This is a genomic window from Blautia sp. 2227st1_G12_2227SCRN_220401, assembly GCF_039062885.1.
In the GTDB taxonomy this organism is placed as follows: Bacteria; Bacillota; Clostridia; order Lachnospirales; family Lachnospiraceae; genus Blautia_A; species Blautia_A fusiformis.
Genome location: NZ_JBCLNI010000011.1, coordinates 87,022 through 107,473, shown reverse-complemented (window position 1 = coordinate 107,473; position 20,452 = coordinate 87,022). Strand labels below are relative to the sequence as shown.

Annotated in this window: 17 protein-coding genes; all 17 read right to left on the bottom strand. The window is 45.6% G+C overall.

Going from position 1 to position 20,452, the window contains the following annotated elements; all coding sequences use genetic code 11:
- Positions 1-835: 835 nt before the first annotated feature.
- Complete coding sequence (locus tag ABCM67_RS07795; RefSeq protein WP_147602669.1) at positions 836-1,624, bottom strand: DUF975 family protein; 789 nt, start codon at positions 1,622-1,624, stop codon at positions 836-838.
- 100 nt (positions 1,625-1,724) lie between these two features.
- Positions 1,725-2,933, bottom strand: coding sequence for an aspartate kinase (locus tag ABCM67_RS07790; RefSeq protein ID WP_022427327.1), 1,209 nt, complete (start codon positions 2,931-2,933; stop codon positions 1,725-1,727).
- A gap of 21 nt (positions 2,934-2,954) precedes the next feature.
- Positions 2,955-4,166 carry a homoserine dehydrogenase gene (locus ABCM67_RS07785; RefSeq protein WP_021652697.1) on the bottom strand — a complete coding sequence of 404 codons (1,212 nt, stop codon included), beginning with the start codon at positions 4,164-4,166 and terminating at the stop codon, positions 2,955-2,957.
- A gap of 4 nt (positions 4,167-4,170) precedes the next feature.
- Entirely contained in the window at positions 4,171-4,623 is a 453-nt protein-coding gene (locus ABCM67_RS07780; RefSeq protein ID WP_059086691.1) for an ACT domain-containing protein, read from the bottom strand.
- A gap of 171 nt (positions 4,624-4,794) precedes the next feature.
- Positions 4,795-5,914 (bottom strand): peptide chain release factor 2 gene (prfB, locus tag ABCM67_RS07775; protein ID WP_110104007.1). Its coding sequence is split into 2 segments (ribosomal slippage): positions 4,795-5,838 and positions 5,840-5,914, totalling 1,119 coding nucleotides; the frame shifts between segments, so codons are not numbered across the junction.
- A 90-nt stretch (positions 5,915-6,004) separates the two neighbouring features.
- The gene (locus ABCM67_RS07770; RefSeq protein ID WP_342992713.1) at positions 6,005-8,380 is read right to left on the bottom strand and encodes a leucine-rich repeat protein; all 2,376 of its coding nucleotides are present in this window, start codon (positions 8,378-8,380) and stop codon (positions 6,005-6,007) included.
- A 101-nt stretch (positions 8,381-8,481) separates the two neighbouring features.
- Positions 8,482-9,294: a carbon-nitrogen hydrolase family protein gene (locus tag ABCM67_RS07765; RefSeq protein ID WP_147602672.1), complete on the bottom strand. Its 813-nt coding sequence runs from the start codon at positions 9,292-9,294 to the stop codon at positions 8,482-8,484.
- Between the two features lie 79 nt (positions 9,295-9,373).
- Positions 9,374-11,953 carry a preprotein translocase subunit SecA gene (gene secA / locus ABCM67_RS07760; RefSeq protein ID WP_021652694.1) on the bottom strand — a complete coding sequence of 860 codons (2,580 nt, stop codon included), beginning with the start codon at positions 11,951-11,953 and terminating at the stop codon, positions 9,374-9,376.
- A 232-nt stretch (positions 11,954-12,185) separates the two neighbouring features.
- Positions 12,186-13,982, bottom strand: a complete 1,797-nt coding sequence (locus ABCM67_RS07755; protein WP_147602673.1) for a fibronectin type III domain-containing protein — start codon at positions 13,980-13,982, stop codon at positions 12,186-12,188.
- 70 nt (positions 13,983-14,052) lie between these two features.
- Entirely contained in the window at positions 14,053-14,946 is an 894-nt protein-coding gene (locus tag ABCM67_RS07750; RefSeq protein WP_147602674.1) for a hypothetical protein, read from the bottom strand.
- 142 nt (positions 14,947-15,088) lie between these two features.
- Entirely contained in the window at positions 15,089-15,616 is a 528-nt protein-coding gene (gene raiA, locus ABCM67_RS07745) for a ribosome-associated translation inhibitor RaiA (RefSeq protein ID WP_015526242.1), read from the bottom strand.
- Between the two features lie 247 nt (positions 15,617-15,863).
- On the bottom strand, positions 15,864-16,634 hold the full coding sequence (gene hisA, locus ABCM67_RS07740; protein WP_173758936.1) for a phosphoribosylformimino-5-aminoimidazole carboxamide ribotide isomerase: 771 nt from the start codon (positions 16,632-16,634) through the stop codon (positions 15,864-15,866).
- A gap of 80 nt (positions 16,635-16,714) precedes the next feature.
- Positions 16,715-17,173 (bottom strand): hypothetical protein, encoded by a 459-nt coding sequence (locus ABCM67_RS07735; protein WP_021652687.1) that lies wholly within the window; start codon positions 17,171-17,173, stop codon positions 16,715-16,717.
- Positions 17,174-17,352: 179 nt separating this feature from the next.
- Positions 17,353-18,108: a 4-hydroxy-tetrahydrodipicolinate reductase gene (dapB, locus tag ABCM67_RS07730; RefSeq protein WP_021652686.1), complete on the bottom strand. Its 756-nt coding sequence runs from the start codon at positions 18,106-18,108 to the stop codon at positions 17,353-17,355.
- Between the two features lie 35 nt (positions 18,109-18,143).
- On the bottom strand, positions 18,144-19,040 hold the full coding sequence (gene dapA, locus ABCM67_RS07725; RefSeq protein ID WP_147602677.1) for a 4-hydroxy-tetrahydrodipicolinate synthase: 897 nt from the start codon (positions 19,038-19,040) through the stop codon (positions 18,144-18,146).
- A 35-nt stretch (positions 19,041-19,075) separates the two neighbouring features.
- Positions 19,076-19,582, bottom strand: coding sequence for a cob(I)yrinic acid a,c-diamide adenosyltransferase (locus ABCM67_RS07720; RefSeq protein WP_022427335.1), 507 nt, complete (start codon positions 19,580-19,582; stop codon positions 19,076-19,078).
- Between the two features lie 132 nt (positions 19,583-19,714).
- Positions 19,715-20,341, bottom strand: a complete 627-nt coding sequence (locus ABCM67_RS07715; protein WP_015526248.1) for a single-stranded DNA-binding protein — start codon at positions 20,339-20,341, stop codon at positions 19,715-19,717.
- Between the last annotated feature and the right edge of the window lie 111 nt (positions 20,342-20,452).

Genomic DNA, 20,452 nt, shown 5'->3' with positions numbered 1-20,452 from the left:
AAGATTGCAATGTATAATTCTTTTTTACCATACATTGCAATCTTTTGGAATACTATGTTCTAACTAAATGGCATTGGGCCGTCTCCCCTTCTCGCGCTCTTCCCCTCCTGGCCACGCCGCTGTGATGCGTTGTGGAATGTGTAAGTGTATCGGCTCAGTCCTGTATTCTGCTGTATCGGCAGTGACAGGCTGAGCCGATTATTGCTTCTGTCTTGTATTCTGCTGCACTGGCAGTAGCAGACTGAGCCGATTATTGCTTCTGCACTGTATTCTGCTGCACTGGCAGTAGCAGGCTGAGCCGATTATTGCTTCGGCACTGTATTCTGCTGCACTGGCAGTAACAGGCTGAGCCGATTATTGCTTCTGCACTGTTTATTGCTTCGGCGCTGATTATTACTTCTGCACTGTTTGTTGCTTCTGGATGAATGGGAAAGTGGACTGCGTAGCGGGCCTGTTCTCTGGATTGTGGTGTATTGCTGTTATTCAGGAACAGGCTTCGCCAATATATTTACGTCAGCATAAATCGGCTCAACCTTCCACAGCCAACGTAGTAGAATCCATCGCCCCTCCAATATCTTCACATATTCCCACAGCCTGCAGCTGCTGCGTGCCCGGAAAGGGGGGAGCTCGAGGGGGAAAAGCGGGCTTCGCAACTTTGAGTGCTTTCCCCCTCGTACCTGCCCATGCCAAAATGGTCCCCCTGAAAGGGAAAGTACCTGCGTCTCAAGCATCCCCCGGAAAGGGCATCACCTGCGTTTCAAGCATCCCCCCGGAAAGGGCATCACCTGCGTTTCAAGCATCCTCCCGGAAAGGGAAAACATCCTCCGGAAGGTGATCAGGCTTCGGTTTCATCAGGGAACTGCGGGATCGGAGTTACCGGAGGATAATGATCCACCGGAGGTTCATCAAACTCTCCGGAAATATTCCGATAGAAAACTGCCATACAGGTTTCTATATAAGGCACCAGCCAGATCAGTGCCAGATACAATGTAAATATGGAAAAAATGATCCACGGAACAAAACTTAAGAGCATTTTCATATATTCCCAGTAATGTCCCTTCATAAGCTTTGCACTGGCTTTCAGTGCCTGCACTCCTTTTATGTCCGAATTATCGGACAGGATGTAATAGCTCATGGTGAACGGCATAGCTGCCAGCAGGTTCAGCGCGAACCCGAGAAGTGTGAGCAGCATGTAAGTTACTGCCCAGTTCATCTGCTCCTCCGTTGTATTTCCCATATTGCTTGTAAAAGAAAACCACGCCAGTGGAAGTGATGTCACCAGATTGATCAATGCCAGCACAAAGGATGCCACGATCACATGATCCGGCTGATGGCTGAAAAAGTACAGAAGGTCTCCGAAAGAGTAGGCTTCCCTTCTGGAAATATTCAGATAGATCCGGTAAAGTCCTGCAGAAAAAATACAAATCACCAGAGAAAGGACAAAGCTGAATACCTCTCCTCCAATGATCGCATACAGGGAATCTCCCGGAAAAAGTGCTGTGGAAATATAGCTTGAAACTGCGCTCATCGCCGCAACCGCAATACTCCCGATCACAGGGACCGTAAAATTACCGGCCAGAGTTTCCCCTGCCAGCTTCTTACAGCCCTTCAGATTTTTTCTCATAATTCTGTATCCCTTCGTTATAGAAGGCGGAGACTCATCCAAGCCTCCGCCCCGTCATTTTTTACTTCAGATATATCATATTCTCATATTTCACATCTGTTTAGTCTGCAAGATTAAACGCATCATGTACCGCATTCATGGCACGTACGCCATCTTTCTCGTTAATGAGAACCGTCACACGGATCTCAGATGTTGCGATCATATTGATGTTCACACCCTCATTGTAAAGGCTTTCGAACATTTTTGCAGCAACACCCGGATTGCTCATCATACCTGCTCCTACAATAGAAAGCTTGGCAATGTTTTTCTCCGCATGAAGCTCAGAATAGGCGATGCGTGCCTGGTTAGCTTCCAGAACACCCATTGCATCGTCCAGATCATTTTTATCAACAGTAAAGGAAATGTCCTTGGTTCCGGCACGGCCGATAGACTGAAGGATCATATCCACATTGATATTTTTCTTAGCCAGGGTATCAAAAAGCTTAAATGCCACTCCTGGTGAATCTTTAAGTCCGATCACAGCAATACGTACTGCATCTGTATCCAGAGCAACACCGCTGATCAGCATTCTCTCCACTGTTACTTCCTCCTTTACCACAGTTCCTTCGCTGTTGTTGAGACTGGAACGTACCACCAGCGGCACGCCGTATTTCTTTGCCATCTCCACAGAACGGTTATGAAGCACTCCCGCACCCAGAGTTGCCAGATCCAGCATTTCATCGTAAGTGATCTCCTTAAGCTTGCGGGCATTCGGAACTTTACGCGGGTCAGCGGTATAAACACCGTCCACATCGGTATAGATCTCACAGGCATCTGCATGAAGCGCTGCCGCAAGAGCTACGGCTGTGGTATCAGAACCGCCACGTCCAAGTGTGGTATAGTCATTATATTTATCAATGCCCTGGAAGCCTGTGACCACAACGATCCTGCGGTTATCCAGCTCTCTGCGGATACGTGCCGCCTCGATCTTTTTCAGGCGTGCGCTGCCATGTGCACTTGTTGTGTGCATAGCTACCTGAAAAGCGTTCAGAGAAACAGCCGGTACTCCCAGACTGTCCATAGCCATGGACATCAGTGCCACTGACATCTGCTCTCCGATGGTAAAAAGCATATCCATCTCACGTTTCGGAGGTTTATCATTGATATCCTTTGCCATGGTGATCAGCTCATCGGTATACTTACCCATTGCAGAAAGCACGACCACCACGTCGTTTCCTTTTTTGTAATCTTCGATACATCTTCTGGCAACATTAAAGATACGCTCTTTGTTTGCCACAGAAGTACCGCCGAATTTTTTTACAATCAACATGTTCTTTTCTTCCCTTCGGCATCAATCCTTTACACGGATCATTGCCAGTACTTTTCCGGTGAGCTTGCTGATCTTCTCATAATATTCAGCCTGCTTCATCACCGGTGTGATAAATCCGAATTCGTCCGGAAGGTCATCCGGCTCGATGGTCTGTACATCACCAAAAGCTTTTTCCACTTCATCCATAGTAGTATCAGACACACGTACGAAGAAACGTCCCTCAACTTCATCCATATCCATAAGCTTCAGGGCATAGCTGCTCCAGTTTGTCATGATATTTCTGTGGAGATGCTTTGCTTCATCCACAACATCTGCAACTACTGCACTTGCAGTCGGAAGCTTACCTGCTCCGCTTCCGTAGAACATGGCATCTCCGAGAACATTTCCATGCACAAATACTGCATTAAACACATCATTTACACTGTAAAGCGGGCTACTCTGGCCTACCAGGAACGGCGCTACCATTGCATAGAAAGAATCTCCGATCCTGCGGCTTGTGGCAAGAAGCTTGATAGTCATGCCAAGCTCTTTTGCATATTCCATATCTGCCGGTGTGATCTTTGTGATTCCTTCTGTATAAATATCCTCGTAATTCAGGAATTTTCCGTATGCAAGTGAAGAAAGGATGGCGATCTTACGGCATGCGTCAGCACCTCCTACGTCTGCAGTCGGATCTGCCTCTGCATAGCCCTTTGCCTGAGCTTCCTTCAGAACCGTATCAAAATCACAGTTCTCTGTGCTCATCTTGTAAAGCATGTAGTTGGTGGTTCCGTTAAGGATTCCTGTGATCTCATCGATCTCATCTGCTGTCAGTGAAGAATTCAGTGCGCGGATGATCGGGATACCGCCGCCGCAGCTTGCCTCAAAAAGGAAGTTGATATTTTTTTCTTTTGCGATCTCCATGAGCTCGGAACCATGCTTGGCTACCAGAGCCTTATTGGATGTGCTTACGCTCTTTCCTGCCTGAAGCGCTCTTTTTACAAAGGTATAAGCCGGCTCGATCCCGCCCATAACCTCAACAACAATATCTACCTCCGGATCGTTTACGATCACTTCATAATCATGAACCAGAACTTTCTCAACCGGATCTCCCGGAAAATCTCTTAAATCAAGAACGTACTTGATGTTAATCTCATCTCCAGCTCTCTTGTTAATGCTCTCATGATTGGTGTTGATGACTTCAACAACTCCGCTTCCTACTGTACCGTAGCCTAATACTGCTATGTTTATCATATGCTTACTCCCTGCCTAAAATTTTCAAATAGTGTATACCGTCTCTCTGCTCAATATCCTCCACCATAGCCTCTGCGTCGCCTTCTCCCGGAAGGATGTCAACGCTCAGCGTCAGCGTTGCGACTCCGTTAATGGGAATACTCTGATGTATGGTCAGGATATTACCGTGAAAACGGGCAATCGTCTGCAGCACCATTGATAAAAGCCCCGGCTCATCGTCCATCTGAATGATAAAGGTGATGGTCTTTCCCTTGGTCTCCTCGTGGAAAGGAAAAATATCGTCCTTATATTTGTAAAAAGAACTGCGGCTGATCCCGGTCCTTTCAGCAGCTTCCTGAACAGTAGCCACCCGTTTGGATTCCAGCAGTCTCTTGGCCTCAACCACCTTGAGAAGTACCTCCGGCACTGCCCGTTCTCTTACTACATAGTATTTTTTCTTTTCAACCTGTTTCTGCATAGCAACCTCTCTAACTGCTGTTCACATTGTGGCCAGCAGCCTCCTGTCCGTTTCATAAAGACAACTGTTTTTGTACAAGAGATATATTATCATAATAAAAGAAACTCCACAAGCGCTTTTTTGCCTGCGGAGTCCTTTTCTCTGTCTTTATGGGGTTCCGTGACAGTAATGTTATTCTTTCTTTTTCGCCAGCGCGATCCATTTCAGGTATGCATTGATAAAAATGTCAATACCACCGTCCAGAACTGCGTCAACATTACCGGTTTCTTCATTGGTTCTATGGTCTTTTACCATGGTGTATGGCTGCAGGACATAGGAACGGATCTGGTTTCCCCAGCCGATATCTGTCACTTCGCCTCGAATGCCGGAAAGCTTCTCCTCGGCTTCCTGCTGTTTCAGCAGATACAGCTTGGCCTTCAGCATCTGCATGGCCTTGTCCTTGTTCATGTGCTGAGAACGTTCATTCTGGCACTGTACCACGATTCCTGTCGGGAAATGGGTGATACGGATCGCAGAGGATGTCTTGTTGATATGCTGTCCACCGGCACCACTGCTTCGGTAGGTATCGATACGGATATCGTCATCATTGATCTCAACATCCAGATCCTTCTTGATATCCGGCATAACATCGCAGGATACAAAAGAGGTCTGTCTCTTTCCTGCTGCATTAAACGGAGAAATACGTACAAGACGATGAACACCCTTCTCGGATTTCAGATAACCGTAGGCGTTCTCTCCGTTCACCTGGAAGGTTACGGATTTCACACCGGCCTCATCACCGTCAAGGTAATCCAGGACCTCCAGCGCAAAGCCTTTCTTCTCCGCCCATCTGCTGTACATACGATAAAGCATTCCGCACCAGTCGCAGGCCTCTGTTCCGCCGGCTCCTGCGTTCAGCTTAATGATGGCGTTCTCTCCGTCGTACTCTCCGGAAAGAAGTGTCTTCACACGGATGCTGTCAAAGCTTGCTTGGAACTCGTCCAGCATTTCCTGGATCTCAGGGACGATCTCAGGATCATTCTCCTCATATCCCATCTCGATCATGGTTTCCATATCTTCCATCTGCGTTTCCAGATTATGGTATGTCTCAATATCGTCCTTGAGACTCTTTAACTGTTTCATCTTCATCTGGGATGCTTCCGCATTATCCCAGAAATCAGGCGCCTCCATCTCGCGCTCTAATTCTTCGACCTTCTGCTCTTTGTTAGCGAGGTCAAAGTGAATCCCTCACTTCCACTAATGGCTCTGTGTATGTTGCAAGAATACTCTTGAACTGATCTAACTCAACCACAGCTTCACCTTCTTTCTATATATTGATACAGGATTTCCTGCCTGTCTTATACAATACCATATGGGCATGGAAATTACAATGAAAAGCTGTTTACCTGCTGATCTTCACTTTTGATCCCTGGCCTTTGTTTTTCAGAAGCTTCTGATAAGCTTTTAATTTTGAGGAAGGTACTCTGATCTTTGCTTTTGCGTAGATTCCTCTGAATGCGTTTGCTCCTACAGCTTTCAGTTTTGTTGATCTGATCGTGATCGCCGAAGCTTTTTTGCATCCTCTGAACGCATCTTTTCCAATGGAAGTAACACCGGTTCCAATGGTAACGCTTTTCAGTGCTGTACATCCTTCAAATGCGGAAGTTCCAATGGCTGTAACATTATTTCCAATGGAAATCTGGCTTACTTTTGTATTCTTTCTGAGAGATTTTGTGTAAACGGAGGTAATTTTGTATGTTACCTTCTTGTATGTGACTGTGTTTCCAATTGTGATCTTTGTTGCATTTTTATTTGTGGTTCCTATATATGTTACAACACGATTACCGGTTACTTTATATTTAGATGTTCCTGATGTGAATGTTTTCCCTTTTGCCAGCGGAACCGGTTTTGTTTCATGATAATATTCATCATAGATCGTCTCGCTCATGGTTCCGGAATAACTTCCTTTTCCGGTTATCGTAACTTTAATTCTTCTGTTTGAAAGATATTCCACCTTACAGGTGTAATCGGTGCCTGCTTTCAGTTTATTGCCAGCGAAATATACCGTGGCAGTAACCTTCGTATTTCCAGTGGTTGGAGACTGTGCAAAATCTGCCCATGCGATCTCGGAATTTCCAATATCTTTCTTGTCCAGCAGCTTATACGGAAATCCATCACTTTTTGCATACACATATCCCTGTGAATTATACCAGCAGTTGATCACGATATGGTTTGGATCATCGTATTTCTGCCCGATCGCATATGGATCTTTTTCATCGGAATCCACATAATTATAATGAGAATAACCAATGGCATATGGCTGGATCAGTGTGACGCTTTTTGGGATCGTGATCTCGTGGAGAGAATCACAGCCTATAAATGCAGCACCCCCGATAGTTTTCAGTCCTTCATTTAAAACCACCTTCTCCAGCGCTGTATCTGATTGAAATGCATAATCTCCGATATTCTCTACGGATTTCGGAATGATAACACTCTTCAGGGTTTTGCAGGAAGCCATGGCTTTTCCTGCGATGGCTTTTGTATTTGATGGAACTGTTGTGGAGGCATTTTTCCCCTGATATTTCAGGACTACATTTCCAAGCATGCCGTATTCCCCTGTCAGAGAAGCATAATATGGCGTGTTTGCAAAAGCACCCTCTTTAATATTTTTCAGGGAAGAGCTGGCCGGCACGGTAACGGTTTTAAGATTCGCAGCATCTTTTAAAAATTCACTTCCGATCACGGCAAGCGATGCCGGAAGCTCTATCTTTTCCAGTTCTGTGAAATAGTCTCCGGCAAAAAATTTGCTCTCATCCTCGATTTCCACCGGTCCTTCTTCAATGACAACTTCCTTCACTTTTGCATTCTGTCCAAAACAGTAACTTCCAATAAAAGGTCCTGTATAGGAAATTTTTCTTTCTGTTGTTGAAACAGTCAGTCTGGTTCCGTCAAAAGTCCAGGTAACATCCCCACTCTGCGATCTGCCTGCATACAGATACGCATCATAATTTCCTGTCTTGGTGAGATGGATACTAAATGTACCTCCACCGTCCAAAAAGCTTGATACTTCTAACGTATATTTCTGTCCCTTTTTGAGATATGGCTGATAGCTCTGAAGGGAACCAATAGTTTCATATACATGATATCCATTAAGCATATACGGTCTGACAATATCCGGTCCATATACCCCCAGAGGTGTTTCTGCATGATAAAAACCACTTTGGGAAGGAGTAAAAGTGAAAAAAAAGTCCCTCATAGTAGGATCCTGGACTGCCGGTATCGTGATCTCCGTATCCGCTGAAATCTCTTTTATGTTCTCCAAAGCACTGTCCAGATCCGATCCAGCTGCGGAGTCCTCCTCCCCGGAGTCAAAATCTGTTTCCAATCTTTTCGTAAATTCTTCAGGTTTCTCTGTATCCGCTTCTTCCAGCGTATCTACAGCTTCTGTTTCCTGCTGATCGTAAGTATCGGTTTCTTCACTTCCTGCTTCCTGCTGCTCCAGTCCCTCTGCGTTTTCTGGCATCTCTGTGCTTTCAGGCTCCTCTATAGTTTCTGGTTTCTCTGCGCTTTCAGGCTCCTCGGCAGTTTCTGGGCCCTCCGAAAAATCTGCCACCTCTTCTGAACTTTTTGCTTCTCCTGTGAAGTCTGCATCTGCAGTCTCCGCAAAAGCTTCCCCTCCTTCATATTCCTGCGCACCTGCAATAACCGGCGTTCCTGTCATAACCATCGCAGCCGTCATAAAAAGTGCCAGATTTCTCTTAATATGAAAATATTTCATACGCCTTCTTCCTCCTTTTACATAAGCAGCTATTGTCTGATATACTTTCTTATCCAAATAGTATCATAGGCACTGGGAATTTTCTACTGTTAATATCCTGTTTAATAAATATCCCGCCGTCTGTGCTTCAGAAGCGGTAGCTGCTCTCGGACCTTTTTTACCTCGTTCAGATCCAGTTCCACTATCTTCACATCCGGCTTTTCTTCCATTTCCATGAGGACTTTTCCCCAGGGGTCTGTGGTAATGGAATGGCCCCAGGAATGGTATCCGGCGTTCAGATCTCTGGCGGGGGCGGCCCCGATGGTGTATACCTGATTATCCACGGCTCTCTGGCGGAACATCAGCTCCCAGTGAAGCGGGCCTGTTGTCATGTTAAAAGCTGCCGGCACGATGATCACCTCTGCGCCCTGGTCCACCATCAGCCTGGCAAGTTCCGGGAAACGGAAATCGTAGCAGATGCAAAGGCCCATCTTTCCGAATTCTGTGTCAAAAACTGTCACCTGATCTCCCGGTGTCAGAGTATCGGATTCTTTAAAATACTGGCCGCCTTTTACATCAATGTCAAAAAGATGCATCTTCCGGTGTTTCCCGATCTGATGCCCGTTTCTATCAAAAACATAGGATGTGTTGTAAATATGACCGGCTTCGTCCCGTTCCGGCATGCTTCCGGCTACAAGATAAATCCCACGTTCTGCTGCCAGCCTAGAACATTTTTTCCAGGTGTCTCCTCTCTCTGGTTCCGCGTACTCCGGGAAGTATTTGTTCTCGTAGGGACAACAGAACATTTCGGGCAGGACTGCCAGGTCGGTTCCCTGCAGCTCCGGGCGGAAAAGAATTTCTGCTGCCTGAGTGATGTTACGGGACTTTTCCTTATATACGTGTGTTTGAAGAATTGCTGTTTTTATAACTGCCATACAACCACATCCTTTCTCTGTTCTTATACAAAAATAGCCCCACCGCATCATCCGGGTGAGACTATTTTTATCTTTATTCTCAGATCTTGGCAGCCTTACGTCCGCAGCACTGTTTGTATTTCTTGCCGCTTCCGCATGGGCATGGATCATTCGGGTATACTTTATCTTCTTTTCGCTGAACCGGTTTCTTCGGGCCTGCGCTGTCATCTTTGTTTGTGCCGGTTACCTTAGCAACCTGCTCACGCTCGATCTTCTGCTCCACATGAACATGATACAGCATACGTACAGTGTCTTCCTGAATGGAGCTGATCATGCTGTTAAACATCTCGAATGCGTTCATCTTGTACTCAACAACCGGATCTCTCTGGCCGTATGCCATCAGACCGATACCCTGACGGAGCATTTCCATATCATCGATGTGATCCATCCATTTGCTGTCGATGCATTTCAGAAGGACAACTCGCTCAAGCTCACGAAGCTGTTCCGGTTCCGGGAACTCAGCCTCCTTCGCTTCATAAAGCTTCACAGCCTCTTCCTTCACAATGTGCTTAATCTCATCTTTCTTATGGCCTTTTACCTTCTCTGCGGTCAGCGGGTGGATCGGGATGATCGGAGTGATCGCAGTGTTGAACTCATTAAGATCCCACTCAGAAGAATCCATGTCATCGGAAAAGCACATGTCTGTCATGCTGTCTACGATATCTGTGATCATCTTATAGATGGCATCACGCATATTCTCACCGTCAAGTACCTGGCGGCGCTCCTCATAGATGATCTCTCTCTGCTCATTGTTAACCTGGTCATAGTCGAGAAGGTTTTTACGGATACCGAAGTTGTTGAACTCGATCTTCTCCTGGGCTTTCTCGATGGCATTGGAAAGCATCTTGTGCTCGATCTGCTCATTCTCCTCAACACCAAGGGATGTGAACACCTTCATCAGTCTCTCGGAACCGAACAGACGCATCAGGTCATCCTCAAGGGAAATGTAGAAACGGGATTCACCCGGATCTCCCTGTCGTCCGGAACGTCCACGGAGCTGGTTATCGATACGTCTTGACTCATGACGCTCGGTACCGATGATCTTCAGACCGCCGGCCTCTCTTGCCACATCGTCAAGCTTGATATCGGTACCACGGCCTGCCATGTTGGTCGCGATGGTAACGGCATCTGCCTGTCCTGCCTGAGCTACGATCTCAGCCTCAAGCTCATGGAACTTGGCATTCAATACATTGTGGGGGATTCCCTCTCTCTTCAGCATTCTGCTGAGAAGCTCGGAAGTCTCGATGGTGATCGTACCAACCAGTACCGGCTGATGTTTTGCGTGAGCTTCCTTAACTGCCTCTACAACGGCGTTGAATTTCTCTTTCTTTGTCATGTAAACAGCATCGTCAAGGTCTTTACGCTGTACTACACGGTTGGTCGGGATCTCTACAACGTCCATGCCGTAGATATCACGGAACTCTTTTTCCTCGGTGAGGGCTGTACCTGTCATACCGCCTTTTTTGTCATATTTGTTGAAAAAGTTCTGGAAGGTAATGGTTGCAAGAGTCTTGCTCTCTCTCTTAACCTTCACATGCTCTTTCGCCTCGATCGCCTGATGAAGACCATCGGAGTAACGACGGCCCGGCATGATACGACCGGTAAACTCATCAACGATCAGGATCTCGTCATCTTTTACAACATAATCCTGATCCTTGTGCATCAGATTATGTGCACGAAGTGCAAGGATGATGTTGTGCTGGATCTCCAGGTTTTCCGGATCTGCCAGGTTCTCGATATTAAAGAATTTCTCAACCTTCTTGATACCCTGCTCGGTAAGGTTGACGATCTTATCTTTCTCATTTACAACGAAGTCACCGGTCTCGATAACCTCCTCACCCATGATGGCTGCCATCTTGGTCATCTCATGGCTGGCCTCACCACGCTCCAGCTGCTGTGCAAGGATATCGCACACCTCATAAAGCTTGGTGGACTTGCCGCTCTGTCCGGAAATGATCAGAGGTGTACGTGCCTCATCGATCAGGACAGAGTCGATCTCATCAATGATACAGTAGTGAAGATCTCTCTGAACAAGCTGTTCTTTATAGATGACCATGTTGTCACGAAGATAATCAAATCCAAGTTCGTTGTTTGTTACGTATGTGATGTCACATCCGTATGCCGCACGACGCTCTTCCGGCTTCATGTCGTTAAGTACCACGCCTACAGTCAGGCCAAGGAACTCGTGAACCTTACCCATCCACTCAGCATCTCGTTTTGCCAGGTAGTCGTTGACGGTTACGATGTGGACACCTTTTCCCTCAAGGGCATTCAGATATGCAGGAAGTGTGGAAACAAGAGTTTTACCTTCACCTGTTTTCATCTCGGCGATACGGCCCTGGTGAAGGATGATACCACCGATGATCTGTACACGGTAATGCTCCATTCCAAGTACACGCTTGGCTGCCTCACGTACGGTGGCAAATGCCTCCGGAAGAAGATCATCCAGTGTTGCACCTTCTGCAAGACGTTTCTTATATTCTCTTGTCTTGTCTCGTAACTGCTCATCCGTAAGCTGCTGCATCTGAGACTGATAGCTCTCGGTTTTTTCAACCAGCGGCATGATACGTTTTACCTCACGCTGGCTGCGGGTTCCAAATACTTTTGAAAAAACATTCATGTTTCTGCTCCAATCATTTTATTCGAATAAGACTGCTGTCTCTGATCTGTCCAATTTTGGATCATTCCAGTTCTCTGTTGATATCCGTTATACTGGATCACATATGGTATATATTCTACCACTTTCCTGTTATAAAAACAATGAACAATTATTTAACAAATCATGTCAGGAACAACAGAAAATATCCCGCATAGGATCCTGTTTTCGAGGATCCCGCGGGATATTACAGATCTTATTTTCTTACTTTTACATTTTTCACACTGCTCCAGGCACCGTAATATGTCTTTCCGCTCACTTTTTTGTATGCACGGATACGAACATAATAAGTGCTTCCCTTTTTCAAACCGGAAAGTGTTCGGGTCAGTGCACTGGCGGACACTGTCCTGGACCCTCTCATGGACCTTGAGGCCGCATACTGGATCTGATAGCCGGAAGCGCCAGCTGCTTTTTTCCAGCGGACAGTCAGCTTCCCGGAAGCCTTGCTGGACGGTTTGTACTGCACAGGAGCTGTCAGGCGGACGATCCGGCTGCCGTTTTTGTTGTAAGCACTTAAAGCAGAGCCCTTGTATGCGCGGACTGTATAAGTATACATGGTTCCTGCTTTTACTGATCCGTCTGTGTAGACCAGCGTATTGCTTCCGCTTACGGTAGCGATATTGACCCACTTGCTGCTGTTTCCGGTCCTTCGATAGATCTTATAGCCGGAAGCATTTGCAGCTTTTTTCCATTTGAAGACGATGCCGGCAGGGCTGTTGGAAGTGCCGGATAGCCCGGGAGTGGTGAGCTTTACAGTTGTTAAGGCCGCGGACCGGAACTGGTATACGGCTGACTGTACTTCATCAGTCTTTTTCCATTCAGATTTCTGATAAACATACTTCTGGAAAAAGATATACATGTTATAAGTTGCGGCTTTGTTTATTCCTTTGGCAGATCCGATCCGCCAAGTAGTATTCTTCCTGTTATCGGTTGGATTTGGTGAAGTACTCCAGTAAACCGGCATCCACTTCACATCTCCAGGCCCGGGATTTGAATTTGTAGTTCCCGCACCGGTCACGGTAAAATTATAATATTTATTCGGAGTAAATTTCAGCGGAGAATCCAAACCTCTTACAAAACTATCTTTAACATCCGGTATATAAGGTGTATAGGCTGGTGTCGGCGTCACATCATATCTCGGGCGGGTTCCCCTGTAATTCAACTTTAATTTTTTCAGATTGCTGGTTCTTCCGTCTGAACCCAATACCTTAAGATACAGATCAAATTCTTTCTCTGTATCCAGATTCTTAAGATATATCACAAAGCTTCTGTTTGCAGTAACCGCCACACGAGAGTTTCCCGTGTCGACCCTCGGAACATCAGATGTTCCGTCCTTTTTTCTCGCTACAGCTTTGTAGTAGCAGGCTCCGTTTGCATCAACTTTAAGTGTCACATTTACAGAACTGCGGCTTACCCATTTTTCTCCGGTCCATTTTACGTTTATTTTTGGCACCGGTGTTGGTGTCACTGTCAGTTCAGGATCCACTGTCGGTGTCACTGTCAGCTCCGGACCCGCTGTCGGTGTCACTGTCGGTTCCGGACCCGCTGTCGGTGTCACTGTCAGCTCTGGAGCTGACGCTGACATAGCTTCTGCGTTTTCTTCTATACTGTCTCCTGCTTCTTCAGGTATCAGTTCTGTCAATAATACTTCCGGATCATCCTCACTGGAGATCTCTTCTGAAACTCCTTCCTCAGCTCCGCCGAAAGCATCCTCGCTGTTCTCCGCATTTTCCTCGTTTTCCACATCTTCCATGGTTGCATCGGAAGAGTTATCCACCATTTCCTCAGAAATATCCTCACTGTCTTCTGCAGGCTGCTCAGTCTCTCCCATAGACTCTGTAGTTTCCTCTGCGGAAAACATCTCCTGGCTGTCCCCAGCATTTTCTGTGATTTCTGCATCACCGCTGCCAAACTCTGCAGCCATACCGGTTGCCGGAAACACCGTCACACAAAGCGCGGCACTTAAAAAAAGTGCCAGAACTTTTTTCTTCATTTACCTTCCTCCTTTTCTCCGTGAGTTACATATTTGTTATGTCAAGGAGATATTCGCACTCCACACAGTATTATTTTTCAGAAAGTGGGGCTGACTGAAACTTGTACTGTACAGACTGTATCTTATCCGTAGACTGCCATTTGGAATCCCTGCAGGTATATTTGCGGAAGAAAACATACAGATTAAAAGTTCCCTCCTGGTCGATTCCTTCCTTGGAACCGATCTTCCAGGTGCTTCGGATCCGGTTGGAATTCGGATTCGCAGATGTACTCCAATAAACAGGCACCCACTTAATGTCTCCGTTTTCCGGATCCTCATTATCGGTACCGGCACCGATAACCTTAAAATCATAAAATGTATCCGGGTAGAATTCCAGAGGAGAATCCAGCCCCTCTACCGTACTGTCCTCTGCCTTTGGTTTGGATGCTTTATGTTTTTTTGCAGAATCTGTTTTTTTCGCCGGGCGGCTGTCCTGATCCAGCTCCATCCGCTTCAGATCACTTAATTTCCCATTCTCATCCTCAATCTGGATATACAGATCAACTGCCTGGTCTGTATCCAGGTCTGCAAGTGTGATCCCGAACTCTTCATCCTCACTGATCAAAACCTCATCATTCACGGTATTTCCGGTCTCGATCTGAGGCACCTGGGGATTTCCGTCTTCCCCTCGCTCTGCCCATTTATAATAGCAGACGCCGTTAACGGCTGACGTAAGCGTTATCTCTGCCTGGGAATAGCTGTCCCATTTAAATCCTGTCCATTGTATTTCTGACTTTTGGGAATCCTTTGTATTGTTTTCTCCGGAACTCAGTTCCAGGTCCTCCACAGTCTGTTCTTTTATGGTGTCACCACTGTTAAATTCCGCTGCCATACAGGTAGCCGGTATCATGGTCATACCAAGAGCTACACTTAAGATCACCACAGGAAGCTTCTTTTTCCTTTCTCCTTTCGCATATGTCTTCATTATATAATTCTCCCCTATTGCTTGCAACAGAAAAGAAGCCTGATTTTGCTGTGACATAAAAGGCTCCGGAAACCTGCCGATTTCTCACACAGATTCCCGGAGCCTTCCATTCAATATTCAGTTGTGATAATAAAATTCCCTATCAGAACTCTGGTTCGATCAGTCCGTAAGTATTTCCTTTACGTTTATAAACTACGTTAACCTGCTCTGTCTCAGCATTAAAGAATACAAAGAAATTATGTCCGAGAAGCTCCATCTGTACGCATGCATCTTCCGGATACATTGGTTTGATCCCGAATTTCTTGGTACGGATGATCTTAACTTCCTCATCCTCTTCATAATCCTTATCAAGGTATGCCTTCTGGAAGTTTGTGGATTCCTGCTGCTTGTCAACGATCTTGTTCTTGTATTTACGAAGCTGACGCTCAATTACCTCTTCAACCAGATCGATGGATACATACATATCATTGCTTACCTGCTCGGAACGAATAATGTTACCTTTCACAGGGATCGTTACCTCGATCTTCTGGCGATCCTTCTCAACGCTTAAGGTTACTGAAATCTCAGTTTCAGGAGTGAAATACCTTTCAAGTTTACCAAGCTTGTCCTCAACAGCTGTTTTAAGTCCTTCGGTTACTGCTATATTCTTTCCACTAATAATAAATTTCATGACTTCCATCCCCTTTGCTGTTTTATGTTGCTATTATAACATATTAAATTGAATTTTAACATCACTTTTCAAAAATTTCATAAATTTTTTCCAAATTTATTCGATATATTCCTTCAAAATGTTTTTTTTGTCGTGAATGCGCAACTATTAGAGTATTTCATCTAATTAATTCATTACAAATGTATATCTGCACACCAGTGCCAGAAGATTGATGGGACAAAAGCATCTACTTCACTATTTGTATATACTATTTCATTTTAGCCAGAGCTTCAAAGGGTATACTTCCGCCAAAAATATCCAAAGCACTGCCAACAGTCACATCCAGTCTGCCCTGACCTGCTTTTCGAAGCTCTTCAATATCTGCCATAGAACCCACACCGCCTGCATAGGTCACCGGATGAGCTGTATACTGTCCCAGAAGCTTTGCAAGCTCTGTTTCCACACCTCGGGCCTTTCCTTCCACATCCACTGCATGGACCAGAAATTCGTCGCAGAAGCTTCCAAGCCTTTCCATCAGCTCCGGTGTCACGATCTCTTCTGTAAATTTCTGCCATCGGTCTGTGACAATATAATATTTGCCATCTTTTTTGCGACAGCTCAGGTCAAGTACAAGATGTTCTTTCCCTGCAGCATCACGGATCTTCTCCAGATTTTCCCAGGAGATCACTCCGTTTTTAAACACATAGGAGGTTACGATCACATGGCTGGCGCCAGCCCCCAGATATTCTGCCGCATTCTCCGGGCAGATGCCGCCTCCGATCTGAAGCCCTCCGGGATATTTTCCCAGAGCCTGAAGTGCCTGGACTTTCGTTGCTTCATAGTTCGGGGAATCCTTTCCGTTCAGAAGGATCACATGACCACCCTTTAATCCTGCCTTCTTATAAAGCTCTGCATAGAATGCCGCATCCTGCTCTGACACAAAATTTTCTGCCGCCTGATCCCCCTGATCCTTCAGGCTTCCTCCTACGATCTGTTTTACTTTTCCGTTATGTATATCAATGCATGGTCTGAATTTCATAATCCTATCCTCCATCTTCTTTCCATGCACTGATAATAGCATCTGAAACAGTTTTATGCAATGCTGTGGTAAAATATCTGTTACCTTCCTTCTACCGCATTTCCCACTGCGTTTCCGATATCATCCACTGCATTACCTACGCCGTCGCCAAGGTCCTTTACACTGTCACCCAGCTCACCGGATACAGTTCCGTCATTTTCGTTTCTGTCAGCATCCGCAGCTCCGGGTGCTGCTGTCCCGTTATTTCCATTTCCTGCAGGCGTCACGGTAATATTTCCATCGGACATCTCATTGTTATCCGTGCCGGAATCCTTAATGCTCTCTCCATTGTCCTTCACACCGTCATTGTCTGCTTTTTCTTCCATAGTTTCATCTTCTGCGGCAGTATTTTCGTTTGTATCTTTTTCCTTATCCTTCGTATTTTTATCTTTTTCATCCACTGTTTCATCCGCATTGTTTACCTCTGTGCCGCAGGCTGTAAATGTACACAGAGACAGGGTAAGCAAAGTACCAAAAAGAATCGCCTTCCATTTTTTCATATGATCTTCTCCTTTTTCTAAAAAATTCTGTATTCCTAATATGGCACTTTTTCCGCTATCCTATTCTGGGAAAAATTTCAAAAACCGCAATTTCATCAAAAAAAGACGGGGTCCGATCTTACACGAACCCCATCTGTATTACCTGTAATTTTATTCTGTTGCGGCTCAATCTGTCAGGATCAGCCGATCACGTCACTCATATCATAACGTCCTGCCGGTTTGCCTGCAAGGAATTTGGCTGCTTCTACAGCACCTTTTCCAAAAATAGCCTTGGAATATGCAGTATGCTTGAACTCGATCACTTCGTCCTGACCTGCAAAAATTATCTCATGCTCACCTACGATAGTTCCGCCGCGAACTGCGGAGATACCGATCTCCTTATCATCGCGTTTTTCACGTTTCTGGCTGCGGTCATATACATAATGATACTGATTATCCATAGCTTCATTAATGCTGTCTGCCAGCGCAAGTGCAGTACCACTTGGTGCGTCTAATTTCAGGCGGTGATGCTTCTCTACGATCTCCATATCAAAGCCTGCAGCTGCAAGAACCCTGGCTGCGTCCTGAACCAGCTTCAGAAGTGTGTTGATACCAAGAGACATGTTTGCGGATTTCAGCACTGCTACCTTTCGGGATGTTTCTTCCACTTTTGCAAGCTGCTCCTGGCTTAAACCGGTACTGCACAGAACAACCGGGATCTGGCGTGCCGCGCTGTACTCAAGAAGCTTGTCTGTTGCCTTTGCGGAAGAAAAATCAATGATCGCATCTGCCTCTACCTGACATGCGTCAATATCGGTGAATACCGGATAGCTGTTTTTTCCCTGATCTGCAATATCAATACCTGCTACGATCTCAGCATCCGGATCTTTCTCCACAATGCCGCTGATGACCTGGCCCATATGTCCGTTGCAGCCGTGCATGATGATTTTTACCATAGTATATTCTCCTTTACCTTTCGCTTACAGTCAGATCATTTAGCAAGCTTAAGGCCGAATTTCTCGATCTCTTTTGCAAGAGCTGCCTTTGTGTCCTCTTCCATCTCGCAGAGCGGCATACGAAGCGGCCCTACGTTCATTCCCATAAGGTTCATAGCCGTCTTAACAGGAATCGGGTTTACTTCGCTGAACAGCGCATTGATCAGCGGAAGAGCTTTCAGCTGATCCTCTGTTGCTCCCTTGGTGTCGCCGTCGAAATATTTCATGACCATGTCATGTGTAAACTTCGGTGCAACGTTGGAAAGTACGGAAATAACTCCAAGTCCGCCAAGAGAAAGAATCGGAAGTACCTGATCATCATTTCCGGAGTAAAGCTCAAGCTGTCCGTCTGCCAGAGACATCATCTTGGCGATCTGGGAAAGATCTCCTGTTGCTTCCTTGATTCCGACAATGTTCTTTACATTCTTCGCAAGGTAAGCTGCTGTAGCCGGCTGGATGTTGCAGCCTGTACGGCTCGGTACGTTGTACATGATGAGCGGAGTTTCCGGAACTGCATTGGCAATTGCTGTGTAGTGAGCGATAAGACCCTTCTGTGTAGCCTTGTTATAGTAAGGTGTTACAATAAGAAGAGCGTCTGCGCCATAGGAAGCTGCTTCCTTGGACATCATGATCGCTGTCTCTGTACAATTGGAACCTGTTCCTGCGATAACAGGCACACGTTTGTTAACTTTATCAATTGTGAACTTAATTGTCTGAAGATGCTCTCCGTGTGTCAGAGTAGAAGATTCTCCTGTTGTTCCACAGATAACGATGGCGTCTGTGCTGTTCGCGATCTGATCCTCAAGGATCTCCTCAAGTTTCTCAAAATTCACTTTACCGTCTTCATACATAGGTGTTACGATTGCAACGCCTGTTCCTTTAAAAATTGCCATTTGTCTTCCTCCTTCTTTCTTCTGTGAAATATTGCTTATTCCCGTTCCTGGTCAGTCAGCTCTGTTGTTATCGTGGTAATACTATCCACATAGGGCTTCAAAGCATCCGGAAGCCAGCGTCCGGTCATAATTATATGCATACTTTCATCCTTCTGCTTAAGCATATCGATGATCGTCTCAACTGGAGCGATTCCTTTATCCATAAGCCCGAGGATCTCATCCAGCAGCAGAAAATCACACTCTCTGGTAGCAATTACCTTCCGTGCGAAATTAAGGCCATTGAGAATATTGGTTCTCTCTTCTGCCTTTTCCTGCTCACTTAGGTCATTATAGCAGGTGTCCATTTTTTCGAAACGGAAAATCTTGAAATCAAAATTATCCAGTTCCTCAAGGAAATCCAGTTCTCTGCGTTCCCTGCCCTTGAGGAACTGTATGATGATCACACTTTTTCCCTGTGTAGCAAAGCGCAGCCCCTGGCCTACAGCCAGAGTTGTCTTTCCTTTCCCGTTCCCGCAATAAACCTCTGTTATTTCTCTTTCCATGATTTTTCCTCTTACTGTTAGTGAAACCGGTAATTCCCCCATTTTTCTGATTTTTTTAATATTACCGCAGATTGGCTGGAAATGCAAGTGTTACCTTAATGTTCTCACCACTATTCCAAAATATATCCAATGTTACTCAACATATTCCAATTTACTCACCGAAACTTCATAGGCAATCCTTTTTTCTGTTTCGTTTTCACTAATCCGTTTCATGTACTCCCTGCTCTGGATCCTGCCCCAGATCAGTACATGCCCGCCTACTTCAAAAGCAGAAGCATATCTGGCATTTCTTCCCCAGCATATACATGGTATGTAATCGGATTTTCCGTAAGGTCGATTAACTGCCATCAGAAGATCTGCGATCTCTCTTCCCAACGGTGTTTTTCTGTATACAGGCGGTTTACAGATATATCCGTCCAGAAAGATCTGATTGACCGGCACAGTTTCTTCTTCCTCCCCCACAAACTTCACTTCCCGGGCAAAGACTGAAAGCACAAGCCGGTTTCTCTTTTCTTCATGACGGTTATAGGATCGGAACTGTCCGTGGATCTCGATATATTCTCCCACATAATCCTGTGTGATATCGATCAGCCGCTCAGACACCATCACCGGGATCCTGTCCTCCGAATCGCTGAGACGTTTTACCAGGATATCCATCATGTAAAATCCTTCTCCAAAGACCTGATGGCTGAAAGTAAACCCCGTAGCGATCCGTCCCATAACGGATACCTGATTGTTTTCAATAATTTTATCTGCCATAATAAGTAGCTCTCCTTCCTCTTCGTGTATTTCGTCTATATCAATCTATGTGTATTTACGGTATAATATGCCTGAAAAATGAAAAACCAAAAATATTTTTTTATGTCTTGT

What these genes read in the sequence shown, in the direction of transcription:
- ABCM67_RS07795 (WP_147602669.1), bottom strand. Translation starts at nt 1,624, where the DNA reads ATGAGAAAAAATCTGAAGGGCTGTAAGAAGCTGGCAGGGGAAACTCTG.
- ABCM67_RS07790 (WP_022427327.1), bottom strand. Translation starts at nt 2,933, where the DNA reads ATGTTGATTGTAAAAAAATTCGGCGGTACTTCTGTGGCAAACAAAGAG.
- ABCM67_RS07785 (WP_021652697.1), bottom strand. Translation starts at nt 4,166, where the DNA reads ATGATAAACATAGCAGTATTAGGCTACGGTACAGTAGGAAGCGGAGTT.
- ABCM67_RS07780 (WP_059086691.1), bottom strand. Translation starts at nt 4,623, where the DNA reads ATGCAGAAACAGGTTGAAAAGAAAAAATACTATGTAGTAAGAGAACGG.
- ABCM67_RS07770 (WP_342992713.1), bottom strand. Translation starts at nt 8,380, where the DNA reads ATGAAATATTTTCATATTAAGAGAAATCTGGCACTTTTTATGACGGCT.
- ABCM67_RS07765 (WP_147602672.1), bottom strand. Translation starts at nt 9,294, where the DNA reads ATGGCAGTTATAAAAACAGCAATTCTTCAAACACACGTATATAAGGAA.
- secA (WP_021652694.1), bottom strand. Translation starts at nt 11,953, where the DNA reads ATGAATGTTTTTTCAAAAGTATTTGGAACCCGCAGCCAGCGTGAGGTA.
- ABCM67_RS07755 (WP_147602673.1), bottom strand. Translation starts at nt 13,982, where the DNA reads ATGAAGAAAAAAGTTCTGGCACTTTTTTTAAGTGCCGCGCTTTGTGTG.
- ABCM67_RS07750 (WP_147602674.1), bottom strand. Translation starts at nt 14,946, where the DNA reads ATGAAGACATATGCGAAAGGAGAAAGGAAAAAGAAGCTTCCTGTGGTG.
- raiA (WP_015526242.1), bottom strand. Translation starts at nt 15,616, where the DNA reads ATGAAATTTATTATTAGTGGAAAGAATATAGCAGTAACCGAAGGACTT.
- hisA (WP_173758936.1), bottom strand. Translation starts at nt 16,634, where the DNA reads ATGAAATTCAGACCATGCATTGATATACATAACGGAAAAGTAAAACAG.
- ABCM67_RS07735 (WP_021652687.1), bottom strand. Translation starts at nt 17,173, where the DNA reads ATGAAAAAATGGAAGGCGATTCTTTTTGGTACTTTGCTTACCCTGTCT.
- dapB (WP_021652686.1), bottom strand. Translation starts at nt 18,108, where the DNA reads ATGGTAAAAATCATCATGCACGGCTGCAACGGACATATGGGCCAGGTC.
- dapA (WP_147602677.1), bottom strand. Translation starts at nt 19,040, where the DNA reads ATGGCAATTTTTAAAGGAACAGGCGTTGCAATCGTAACACCTATGTAT.
- ABCM67_RS07720 (WP_022427335.1), bottom strand. Translation starts at nt 19,582, where the DNA reads ATGGAAAGAGAAATAACAGAGGTTTATTGCGGGAACGGGAAAGGAAAG.
- ABCM67_RS07715 (WP_015526248.1), bottom strand. Translation starts at nt 20,341, where the DNA reads ATGGCAGATAAAATTATTGAAAACAATCAGGTATCCGTTATGGGACGG.